10 protein-coding genes and 1 pseudogene are annotated in these 11,287 nt (G+C 68.7%); 3 read left to right on the forward strand and 8 right to left on the reverse strand.

Annotated elements, in window-relative coordinates; genetic code table 11:
- The first annotated feature begins 2 nt into the window (after positions 1-2).
- Positions 3-2,174 (forward strand): BREX system Lon protease-like protein BrxL, encoded by a 2,172-nt coding sequence (gene brxL, locus FS885_RS07835; RefSeq protein ID WP_144744504.1) that lies wholly within the window; start codon positions 3-5, stop codon positions 2,172-2,174.
- Positions 2,175-2,215: 41 nt separating this feature from the next.
- On the opposite strand, the gene FS885_RS07840 is transcribed toward brxL, so the two are convergent.
- From FS885_RS07840 to FS885_RS07850, 3 genes are read right to left on the reverse strand one after another with little or no spacing between them, the layout of a single operon-like run.
- Positions 2,216-3,145 (reverse strand): FHA domain-containing protein, encoded by a 930-nt coding sequence (locus tag FS885_RS07840; protein ID WP_186365824.1) that lies wholly within the window; start codon positions 3,143-3,145, stop codon positions 2,216-2,218.
- Positions 3,138-5,033: a protein kinase domain-containing protein gene (locus FS885_RS07845; protein WP_144744506.1), complete on the reverse strand. Its 1,896-nt coding sequence runs from the start codon at positions 5,031-5,033 to the stop codon at positions 3,138-3,140. The genes FS885_RS07840 and FS885_RS07845 overlap by 8 nt, the downstream gene beginning before the upstream one ends.
- Complete coding sequence (locus tag FS885_RS07850; RefSeq protein WP_144744507.1) at positions 5,030-5,842, reverse strand: hypothetical protein; 813 nt, start codon at positions 5,840-5,842, stop codon at positions 5,030-5,032. Before FS885_RS07850 ends, FS885_RS07845 begins: the two co-directional genes overlap by 4 nt.
- Before the next feature lie 34 nt (positions 5,843-5,876).
- Here FS885_RS07850 and FS885_RS07855 point away from each other — a divergent pair, with 34 nt between their 5' ends.
- Positions 5,877-6,071, forward strand: coding sequence for a hypothetical protein (locus FS885_RS07855; RefSeq protein ID WP_144744508.1), 195 nt, complete (start codon positions 5,877-5,879; stop codon positions 6,069-6,071).
- A gap of 175 nt (positions 6,072-6,246) precedes the next feature.
- Positions 6,247-7,767, forward strand: coding sequence for an alpha-amylase (locus FS885_RS07860; protein ID WP_144744509.1), 1,521 nt, complete (start codon positions 6,247-6,249; stop codon positions 7,765-7,767).
- 19 nt (positions 7,768-7,786) lie between these two features.
- Here the strand turns inward: FS885_RS07860 and FS885_RS07865 are convergent, their stop codons facing one another.
- The 5 genes and pseudogenes from FS885_RS07865 to FS885_RS09960 form a co-directional block, all read right to left on the reverse strand.
- Positions 7,787-9,505 (reverse strand): hypothetical protein, encoded by a 1,719-nt coding sequence (locus FS885_RS07865; RefSeq protein WP_246060869.1) that lies wholly within the window; start codon positions 9,503-9,505, stop codon positions 7,787-7,789.
- Between the two features lie 3 nt (positions 9,506-9,508).
- Positions 9,509-9,574, reverse strand: a pseudogene (locus FS885_RS10205) (zinc-ribbon domain-containing protein); the annotation flags it as partial.
- Between the two features lie 144 nt (positions 9,575-9,718).
- Positions 9,719-10,315, reverse strand: coding sequence for a recombination mediator RecR (recR, locus tag FS885_RS07870; RefSeq protein WP_144744511.1), 597 nt, complete (start codon positions 10,313-10,315; stop codon positions 9,719-9,721).
- Positions 10,316-10,552: 237 nt separating this feature from the next.
- Positions 10,553-10,873 carry a YbaB/EbfC family nucleoid-associated protein gene (locus FS885_RS07875; RefSeq protein ID WP_144744512.1) on the reverse strand — a complete coding sequence of 107 codons (321 nt, stop codon included), beginning with the start codon at positions 10,871-10,873 and terminating at the stop codon, positions 10,553-10,555.
- A 105-nt stretch (positions 10,874-10,978) separates the two neighbouring features.
- On the reverse strand, positions 10,979-11,218 hold the full coding sequence (locus FS885_RS09960; RefSeq protein WP_186365825.1) for a hypothetical protein: 240 nt from the start codon (positions 11,216-11,218) through the stop codon (positions 10,979-10,981).
- Between the last annotated feature and the right edge of the window lie 69 nt (positions 11,219-11,287).

Genomic DNA, 11,287 nt, shown 5'->3' on the forward strand with positions numbered 1-11,287 from the left:
CCATGAGCGAGAACACCGCAACCCAGGTGCCCGCCTACGAGCAGGACGCCCTCGACCGCAAGATCATCGACAGCTTCCCCGGCCTCATCGTGCGCAAGGACCTCACCGCCCTCATGAAACGCGGTGCCGGGATCCCCACCTTCGTGCTGGAGTACCTGCTCGGCATGTACTGCGCCACCGACGACCCCGAGGCACTCGATCAGGGCCTCGCGCGCATCCGCAAAATCCTCGCCGAGAACTACGTGCGCACCGAGGAGAGCGAGGTCATCAAGTCGCGCATCCGCGAACTGGGCCAGTACACCATCATCGACAAGGTGAGCGCCTACCTCGACGAGCGGCGCGACATCTACGTCGCGAGCCTCGCGAACCTCGCCATCGAGCCCTTCATCATGCCCGACGAATACGTGCGCTCCTACACCAAGATGCTCACCGGCGGCATCTGGTGCATCGCGCGCATCCAGTACCTGCGCCCCGAGGACATGGCCGACGACCCGCTCTCCGACATCTTCGCCGACGACCCGGCCGAGAAGACCAAGATCAAGCCCGCCAACACCTCGAAGGGCGCCAAGGGGCCCGAGAACTCGCCCTTCCACATCGTGGACCTCACGCCCATCCAGATGCCCAACCTCGACGTGGACGAGATCATCTCCAAGCGCGCCGCCTTCACCACCGACGAGTGGATCGCGCTCCTTCTGCGCTCCGCCGGCTACGAGCCGAACGCCCTCTCGCCGCGGGAGCGCCTGCACTTCCTCACCCGCATGGTGCCGCTCATCGAGCTCAACTACAACCTCTGCGAGCTGGGTCCGCGCGGCACGGGCAAGTCGCATATCTACACCGAGGTCTCGCCCTACTCCTACCTGCTCTCGGGCGGGCAGGCCACCACGGCCATGCTCTTCGCCAACAACACCGCGCGTACCGGCGGCATCGGGTTGGTGGGCCATTGGGACTGCGTCGCGTTCGACGAGGTCGCGGGCATGCACTACAAGGACGCCAACGCCATCCAGATCATGAAGGGGTACATGGCCAACGGCACCTTCGGCCGCGGGCGCGAGCTCTTCAACGCCGAGGCCTCGATGGTCTTCGAGGGCAACATCAACGACTCGGTGGCGAATATCTTGAAGACCACGCACCTCTTCGAGCCGTTCCCGCCGGAGTTCAACAACGACAGCGCGTTCTTCGACCGCATCCACTGCTACCTGCCCGGCTGGGAGGTGCCCAAGATGCGCTCCGACCTCATCACCGGGCGCTACAGCCTCATCACCGACTGCCTGTCGGAGTTCTGCCACGAGATGCGCCGCCGCGACTTCACGCACTACCTCGACCAGTACTTCCGCTTGAACGGCGACTTCAACCGCCGCGACGAGATCGGCGTGCGCAAGACCTTCTCGGGTCTCGCGAAGCTCGTCTTCCCCGACGGCAACATGGGCAAGGAGGACGTGCGCATGCTCCTCGAGTACGCCATCGAGGGGCGCCGCCGCGTGAAGGAGCAGCTCAAGCTCATGGCCGGCATCGAGTTCATGGACGTCAACCTGGGCTATGTCGACGCGGAGAACCCGACCGAGTCCGTCATCGTGCGCGTGCCCGAGCAGGCCGACGACACCCTGATCCCCGCCGCACCGCTCCTGCCGGGACACGTGTTCGCGATCGGCATGTCGCAGGGCGACGAGATCGCCGTCTACAAGCTCGAGAACAAGGCCATCACCGGCGAGATGAAGTTCCGCACCGAGGGCATCGGCTACAACAAGCCGGTGAGCGACTCGCTCGACGCGGCGTTCCAACAGTTCAAGCAGAACGCGCCGCGCCTCGCCGCCGGCATGCACGTCTCCGGCAAGGACTACCTGCTCTACTACAACGACATCCAGAGCAAGGGGCTCTCGGCCGAGCTCTCGCTCGCGGAGTTCATCGGGCTGTGCTCGGCCGCGGCGAACCGGCCCGTCATCGCCGGCCTCGCGATCCCGGGCATCCTGCGCATCTCGGGCACGCTCGAGCCCGTCGCCAACCTGGAGGACGTGATGCGCGTGGCCAAGAACGCCGGCGCCAAGCGCATCTTGCTGCCCATGAGCGCGATCGCGGACCTGCAGGGCATCGCGTCGGAGCTCATCGGGTCGGTGAGCCCGGAGTTCTACCCCGACGGCGACATCGTTGCCGCCGCCAAGAAGGCGCTCGGGGTGTAGGTGGCCTACGCCGCACGCGGCCCTGCGGAGCCCCTCGCCGCCTAGCGCGGTTCGCCCTCGATGACGACGAAGACGGTCGCCGCACCCAGCCGCAGCTCATCGCCCGCATGGAGCGGCACCGGCGCTCCCTCGTCGAGGTGCTGCTCGGCACCCGTCGAAGCGTCGGTGAGGACCGTGCCGTTGGTGGAGCCCAGGTCCTCGACCCGCCAGCCCTGCTCGGCGTCGCGGCAAATGCGCACGTGGCGCGCGGAGACGTCGCCCTCCACGTCGCTGACGTCCCCCGCGCCGGTCGCGAGCGCCCCCACCTCGGCACCTGCGCCTGCGGGATCGATCCAGTACGGTCCTCCCATCACGAGGCCGTCGCGCAGGCGCAAAAGGCCCAAAGGACGGGGCGCATCGTCCGCGACGCGCACCGACTCGACATCGAGCGCCTCGGAAGGCGGCGTGCCCGGCCGCGCATCGAACATGCTCTTCGCGTAGTCGAGCGTGTAGGCGACCGCCGAGCGCACCTGACCCGAGCAGCCCGTGGCGATGAAGAGCACCATGAGCATCTCCGCGCGCTCGCCCGGCGACTCGCCGGGAAGCTCCAGGATGCGCTCGACGGCATGGCGGTACATGACGGCGCTCTGATGCTGGGCCTCGAGCGCCTGCTCCATGAGATGCTCCTGCCGGTCGAGAATGAGCTCGATGACCTGCTGGTTGCTGAGGTGCCGCCGGCCCGACCTCAAGCGGTCGAACACGCGCTGCGCGGCGACGCCGTAGTCACGGAAGTAGCGCTCCTGGAGCGAGCCCACCGGGGCGTGGACGACGAAGCGCGACACCCAGGTGCGGTCGCCGATGCGGCTGACCGGGCTCTTTCCATCGGAGAGCGGGCGGCTGGAAAGCACCATGCCCGCGACCTCGCGGTTGGATAGGCCGCCCTTGCGCTTGAGCAGGGTGAACATGGCCCCGCAAGGCGTCAGGTCATTCATGGGAACCCTCCCCTTCCGCTTCATCCGCCACAAGCAGCCGCTGGCCTGCCGCCCCCACGGGCGCGGGCCGCGCGGACGCGATCGCCGCGAGGGAACTGCCGGCCAGACGGCGGCGTGCCTCGGCGATGAGCGACGGCACCACGGTCATGGCGTAATCGAGCACGATAGGACACCATGCGGCGCTCTCGGCCGCGAGCAGGGCCGCATAGAGGCCGCGCGTGCGCTCCGGCTGCTCCATGACAAGGCACGAGATGGCCGCGGCGACCAGAAACGTGAGGCAGACGAGCACGAAGGTCGAGCTCACGAACCCGGCGCGCGTGCCCGTCCGGCCGCCGCGCACCACGTAGGCACCGGCCGCGGGAAGGACGAGGGCGCCGGCGACCGCGAGGATGCCGAGCCTGCCCTCCCAGATGACAGGTCCCATGCGCAGCACGGCCGGCGCGCCGTCGACGAGGATCGCCGTCGCCGCGACGACCACGATGAAGACCGCGGCGGCAACCGCCTTGCCGAACGTGCGCACCACTCGGCGCACGGCGAAGGGCGACGCGGCGTCGAGCCACGAGGTCGACCCCATGCACGGGATGAGCGCCTCGCCGCGCAGCGCCCGGCCGATGTTCTCGGTGTAGTGGGTGCAGAAGGAGAGCAGGCCGTCGTACATGGCCTGGGCGGACGGCCGCTTGCCCTGGCTCGGGGCCAGGCACGGGAGCAGAAGCTCCGCCAGCTGCTCGTCGACCAGCGCGAGCGCATCCGCCACGCGGGGCGATGACGGCTCGAGCTTGAGGTCGAGCGCGACCCGACCCGCCGCGACGGCGACCTCCGGCTCGCGCACGAGCACGTCGGAGAGCTCGGAGCGATCCTGCGCGCCATGCGCGGCGCAGACGGGGCGGGGTTTGAGATCCATCTTGATGCGGTAGGGCGAGCGGTTCTCCGCCGCATGCGGCGCGCTGCCATCCGCCCCACCGTCCCCGGGTGCCTCGCTCGAGCCCAGATCGAACGGCGTGTGCCCGCATAGCAGCTCGTAGATAACGCTTGCGGCCTCGTATACATCGATTGCGGGCGACTTACGCAGCCGATCAAGGTGCGGCAGGTCCCGCGTGAGCATCTCAGGCGGGGCATAGGCCGCGGTCGCCATGCGCACGGTCGCCTCACCCATCGTGAACGAGGTCCGTTCCTCGGGCTCGAGCAGGGCGGCGGAACCGAAGTCGACGAGGCAGAGGTCGAACGCGCCTTCCTCCGCCTGCTCTGCGACACCGAGTCGGGCGGTGCGCACCATGATGTTCGCCGGCGAGATGTCGCGGTGCACGAAGCCGCCGCCCACCTGGTCCATGTGCGCCAGAAGGCCGAACAGCGCGCAGCCGATGCGCGCAGCCGAAAGCGGCGACATCCGCCCCGCGTCGTCGACCGCGAGCTCGCGTCGGGCCGCTTCGAGCGTGACGCCCTCGACCCACTCCATCACGATAGCCGGTACGCCTTCGATGGCCCCGTAGCCGTAGAGCCTGGGGAACCCGCGAAGGCCCGCGAGAGCGCGATGGTCCTCGTACTCCTGCCGGAACGCGCGCTCGAGGCGGGCAACACGTTCCCGATAGCCCGCGTCATCCTCGTCTGCTCCCCGCTCGGGGATGATCAGGCTCTTGAGGGCGAGGGCCTCGCCCCGGGCGTTGGTCGCATGGGTCACTCGGCCGAACCCGCCGCGGCGCTCACGCCCATCCTCGATGAAAAGGGTCGTGAAGCGGCGACGGTAGGCGTCGCGCTCGTCCTTGGCCAGGGCAACGGCCTCTTCGAAGCCCTCAAGGCGCACCAGGCGCATCGAACGGTAGCCGCTCTCGATGCCATCGGCCCCTACGGGAACGGGTGCGCGGCCCTCCCGCAGCTCGTCCGCGGCGCTCACAGCACGAACCCCTCGTAACGGCTCCTAAACTCAGTGAGGTACTTGTTCTCTCCGTTTACCTCGGCTGCGCGGATGGGAGCCATGTACTCGTCGACATGCTCGGCCACGTCGTCGCCGAAGATGACGTTTTGGGTCCATGCTGTGCTGATCGTTCCCACGTAGCTGGCAAGCAGGCGGTACATGGCGACGAGGTTGCCGTATGCGGCGCGGTACTGGCTGTTCTGCGGCATCACGTAGCTCAGGAACGCCGTGTAATGCCCATGCAGCTCGCTGTAGAGGGCGTCGCAGACGCGCTGATGGGCGAGGCGCGTCTCGAGCGGCGCCTGGTGGTCGGTGTTGAACGCCTGGACGCAGGCGTTCGCCTCGCCGATATAGCCCTCCAGCGCCTGGAACTCGCTGAGTAAATGCTCATAGGCCGCCTGCTCCTCGACGGGATCGGGCGTGACGACCGGTGGCTCCGGCTCCTGCGACGGCTCCCCGCCCTCGTTCAGGTTGCCCATGTCGGTCGTGGGCGGAGGTGCGGTCTCCTCGTCCGTGGACTGCTCGGCATCCGCATCCCCACCGTCACCCGCGCCCGGGGTACCGGAGATGTCCGCAATGCCGCCCAAGGTCGCGCCCGAGGCGTGCACCGAGGAGCGGGCACCCGTACCCGAGCCGCCGATCACGGCCTCCCCGTTGAGCGCCGCCTCCACGCCGTTCGCGATCTGGGTGTACGCGCCCTCCTCATCCTGCTCCGCAACGGCGATAAGCGAGGGCAGCGCCGTCGTGTAGACCACCGAACCGAAGCCCAGCAGCGTGAACGAGAACACGACGAGCCCCATCAGAACCGATGGGAGCGCCAGCTTGTACCTGAAGCGCCGTAACCACGACCCGGATCCAGCCCTGCCCACGATGCGCAACACCCTCCCCCTCGAAGCGGCATATCGCATCAATCATATCAGGCGGGATACGTCATTTGTTGCGCTACAAAACAGCAATGTTACCCTGCGGCGTTTCGCGCCGGGCACCATCCTGGAGTTCCAAATCACCCTAAAATGACCCGCGGGTCGAAATTTCCGGCAAAATCGGAGATTATTTCGACCTCGCCGCCCGCGACGGCCCCTGCCCGCACGCTAAACCGCCGGCTGAGAGCGCGGGCGCGCCACGCGGCGGCATGCCGGTACAATAGGCGGGTTATCGCAGCGGAAACGACCCACCATCCGAAAGGACCCCCATGAACGGAACCATGCTCCAGGGCTTCTCCTGGTACCTCCCCGCCGACGGCTCGCACTGGCGCCGCCTCGCCGAGCAGGCCGCGGACTTCGCCTACCAGGGCATCACCGCCGTGTGGCTGCCGCCCGCCTACAAGGCCGAGAAGGGCGCCGAGGACGTGGGCTACGGCGTCTACGACACCTACGACCTGGGCGAGTTCGACCAGAAGGGCACCGTCGCCACCAAGTATGGCACGCGCGCGGAGTACGAGGCCGCCATCGGGGCCCTGCACGCGAACGGCATCCAGGCGCTCGCCGACATCGTCTTGAACCAGCGTCTCGGCGCCGACGGCGCGGAGGACGTGGTCGCGCGCGAGGTGCAGTCCAGCAACCGCGAGGCGATCCTGGGCGAGCCGCAGACCATCTCGGCCTGGACGCGCTTCACCTTCCCCGGGCGCGGCGGCGCCTACTCGGACTTCACTTGGGACTGGACGTGCTTCCACGGCGTCGACTGGGACGACCGCGCCAAGCGCAAGGCGATCTTCCTCTTCGACGGCAAGCACTGGGACAGCGCCGTGGACCGCACGGAGAACGCCAACTACGACTACCTCATGGGTGCCGACGTCGACGTGAACGACCCGCGCGTCTTCGACGAGCTCGTGCGCTGGGGCTCGTGGTACGTGGACACCTGCGGGCTCGACGGCTTCCGCCTGGACGCGCTCAAGCACATCGACCGCGGCTTCTACCTGCGCTGGCTCGACGCCATGCGCAAGCACGCCGGGCGCGAGCTCTTCACGGTGGGCGAGTACTGGGGCCGCACGGTCGAGGAACTCGACGGCTACCTGGGCGCCGAGCGCGCGCTCTCGCTCTTCGACGTGCCACTGCACTACAACCTCTACCGCGCGAGCTGCTCGAACGGCGACGTGGATCTCTCCAAGATCTTCTCCGGCACGCTCGTGGAGCGCGATCCCGCGCACGCCGTGACCTTCGCCGAGAACCACGACACCCAGCCCGGCCAGGCGCTGCAGTCCTTCGTGCAGACGTGGTTCAAGCCGGCCGCCTACGCGCTCATCCTCCTGCGCGAGGCGGGCTACCCTTGCGTCTTCTACGGCGACCTCTACGGCATGCCCAACGACGGCAACATCCCGGCCGTGCGCGAGCTGCCGCTCCTGATGGAGATCCGCCGCCGCTTCGCCTACGGCGCGCAGCACGACTTCCTCGACGCGCCGGACGTGATCGGCTGGACCCGCGAGGGCGACGCCGAGCACCCGGGCGCGGGCGTGGCCGTGGTCCTCACCGACCGCGACGGCGGCGAGAAGCGCATGTTCGTGGGCGCGGGCCACGCAGGCGAGACCTGGGCCTGCGTCATCGGCGAGCAGGACGACGTCGCGGTGGACGCCGAGGGCTGGACGACCTTCCGCACGCTCGGCGGACGCCTTGCGGTCTACCTGCCCGAGCGGTGCGCCGACGCGCTCGATCACGACCGCGAGCTGCACGCCATCGTCCGCGAGATCGCCGAGGACACCGAGGATCTGCGCGCGTAGGGTCCTCGCCGGAGCCCCGTCAGTAGAGCATCGACTGGCCGCTCCCATGGAAGGGGTCCTGGACCGGCGCATCCGGCAGGGTCACGTAGCAGGTAACGAGCTGCGGCTCCGCGGCATACGAGGCCATGTCAGCGTCCGACTCGCCCAGGCACGTGTAGCTCGGCATGACGCGCACCAGCTCCTCCGGCTGGGCGACGGCGTCCCGTGCGCAGAAGTAGCGCCGGTAGCTCACGGTCCCTATGAGCTGCGTGCCGTCCGGGTAGGTCTCGACCACTTCCATCAGGTGGTACTCGTCGTCGTAGCTTACCGTCGCGGAGACCCCGATGGCCTCGCAGGCGGCGCCCGCGAGGCGCCCCTCGTCGTCGTAGGTGTACGTGATGTCGAAGTAGTACCCGGCGTGGTTCCCGTCGTCGCCGTATGCCGGCGAGGTCATGACCGGGCACGAGACGCGCACGATGCGCCCCGCGTCATCGTACTCGTACGCGAGCTCCTGGTGCGTGGTGGTGCCGGTCGTCCGCCCCTCGGAAACGTAGACGCCCTGGACGGCGATGCCGTTCTCGTACGTCCACTCCGCGCGCTCGTGGGCTGGGTTCATACCGGGCGCCTGCGTGTCGACGCTCGCGAGCTGACCGTCCTCGGTATAGGCGTAGGCGACCGTCGTGTCGTTCATGGACGAGTCGGGGTAGCGCTCCGCCGTCTCCGCGAGCCTGCCCGCGTCGTCGTAGGAAAGCGCGAGCTCGCTGCTCAGGCTCCCATCATAGGAGGAGGTCACCCCGAGCAGGCGCCCGCCGTCCCAGGAGAGCTCGTTGCGGATCGAGCTGCCCGAGTCGCCGTGCTGCACGGTGTAGGCGCTCACCAGGCCGCTCCCATCGTGCTCGAACGCATAGGAGGCGCGCAGGGTGTCGCCGCTCCACTGGTCGAAGCCCTGCACGTAGCCGCGCTCGTCGCGCTCGATGACGATCGCGGAGGTCGTGTACCAGTCGTTGATCATCGCGGTGTAGAGCTCGGGGAGCCAGAGCTCCACGATGCCGGATTCCTCGGCGCCGACAAGCTCGGTCGCCGGGGGGATGTCGATCTGCGTGAGGCTCCCGCAACCCGTGACGTCCACCGTGTCGAGCGGCACCTCCTCCGGCACCGTGATCTCGGTGAGCCCCGTGCACCCGCTCGCGTCGAGCGAGGTGAGCGATGACCCTTCGGGCACCGTGAGTCCGGTGAGGCTCTCGCAGCCGCTCACGTCGAGCGAGGCGAGCGGGGCACCGGCGGGCATGCCGATCTGCGTGAGCTTCGGGCAGCCGTGCGTATCGATGCCGGTGAGCTGGGTCGCGCCCGTGAGGTCGAGCCGCTCGAGCGCCGCGAGGTCGGACGTGTCGACGGAGACCGTCGGGCCCCCGACCGTGACGTCGGCGAGGTTGGGCAGGTACGCGCCCAGGCCGGCGACCTCCTCCGCCTCGTCGATCGTGAGCTCGACGGCCCCCTCCATCTCCTCCTCGGAGAGCTTTCCGTCGCCGTCGGTATCGAGCTGCGCGCTCACCGCCGCGCGCACCCCGGCGTCGGGGAAGGCCTCCTCGTCGATGGCCTGCAGGGGAGGCCTCGTGGCGAACCACACGCCGATGCCGGCACCGGCGAGCACAAGCACTGCTATCGCGCAGGCGACAATCGCCTTGATGTGGCTCTTGCGGCGAGGCCGGGCGGCATCGGTCGCCTCCGCCGCCGCCCGCGCCGCATCATCCGGCTGCAACCGGGCGCCGCACTCCCCGCAGAAGGACGAACCTTCCTCGACCCGTGCCCCGCACCGCGGACAAAACATACCGATCACCCACCCCGCGACCGTTTCCACTTACGCATGACGGTACCACAACGCAGGAGGGCGAGGGCATACCCTCCCCGAGCGGGGATGCACATAGGCGATCCCCATTAGATGTATTGGTATGGAAATAGCGGTAAAGCACCCCTACAGCGCGCGACGGGCCTCGATGGCACGGCCGAGCGTGAGCTCGTCGGCGTACTCCAGATCACCGCCCACGGGCAGCCCGCTCGCGAGGCGGCTGACGGCGATGCCGAGTGGCTTGATGGTGCGCGCGAGGTAGCTCGCCGTGGCCTCGCCCTCGATGTTGGGGTTGGTGGCGATGATGACCTCCTGGATGTCCTCCTCGCCGAGGCGCGCCAGAAGCTCGCGGACGTGCAGCTGCTCGGGCCCGATCTTGTCCATGGGACTGATCACGCCGCCGAGCACGTGATAGAGACCGCGGTAGCTGCCGGTCCGCTCGATCGCCGTGACGTCGCGCGGCTCGCCGACCACGCAGATGCGGGTGCGGTCGCGCGTGCCGTCCATGCAGATGGGGCATTCGTCGGCCGTGGCGTAGTTGAAGCAGCGGCTGCAGAAGTGCACGTGCTCCTTGACGTCGACGATGGCCTGCGCGAGCCGGCGGGCCTCCTCGGCGTCGGCCTCGAGCAGGTGGTAGGCGATGCGCTGGGCGGACTTGGGGCCGATGCCCGGCAGGCGCCCCAGCTCGTCGAGAAGCCGCTGCAGATCCTGATCGCTCGCCATGGTAGCCCTGCTTTCACACGTTCGTTTCGGTATTCGGTGCGAAGAATCGCACGCAACCCCGCAACCCCAACTATACGCCAGAAAAACCGCAGGTCACGGTTTCCCGTCTTTCCCGGCACAGCGCGCGTCCGCGAAACTCACACCGTATTCCGAAACGAACGTGCGCGCAGCGCGCAAAAATGCGCCGCGAAGCCCCTAGGGCGACGCGGCGCATCGGCTTCCTCGAGGGGAAGGGGCCTAGAACGGCATGCCGGGGATGTTGAGGCCGCCGGTGATGGCGCCCATCTGGCGGTTCGCCATCTCGGCCACGCCGCGCACGGCCTCGTTGACGGCGGCGGTGATCATGTCCTCGAGCATCTCGACGTCCTCGGGGTCGAGGGCCTCGGGGTCGATCTTGAGGGAGGTGATCTGCATCTCGCCGTTGACGGTAACCTTCACCATGCCGCCGCCCGCCGACGCGTCGACGGTCGCCTGCGAGAGGCTTTCCTGCGCGGCCGCGATCTGCTCCTGCATCTTGCGGGCCTGCTTCATCATCTGCTGCATGTTGACCTGGGCCATGTGAACTCCTTTGCTCCATGCGCCGCCGCACGGCGGGGCGCCCTCGCGTTCTTCCGCGTGCATCGTACCATGAACGGGCACCTGCCCGGTACGCGGGCTGCGCGCCTAGCGGTTCTTGTAGATCACGCCGTCGCCGAACACGCTGTCGAGCACGGACTTCATCTCGGCCGGCGCCATGTCCACGCCCATGAGGCCACCTTTGGCAGAAGACGGTGCCGGCTTGGGCGCGGGGGCAGCGGGCTCCGGCTTGGGTGCAGCGGGAGCGCTCGCGGGTTCCAGCTCCGGGGCGGCGGAAGCCTTCGGGGCGGGTGCGGGCTCCGGAGCGGGCGCGGGCGCCGTCGGCATCGAGGGTGCCGAGGGGACTGGCACCGGGGGGGGGGGGGCGGGGGCCGGCTGCGCCTGCGGTGCCAGTCC

Origin of the sequence: Enorma burkinafasonensis (assembly GCF_902150035.1) — a bacterium.
Taxonomy (GTDB): Bacteria; Actinomycetota; Coriobacteriia; order Coriobacteriales; family Coriobacteriaceae; genus Enorma; species Enorma burkinafasonensis.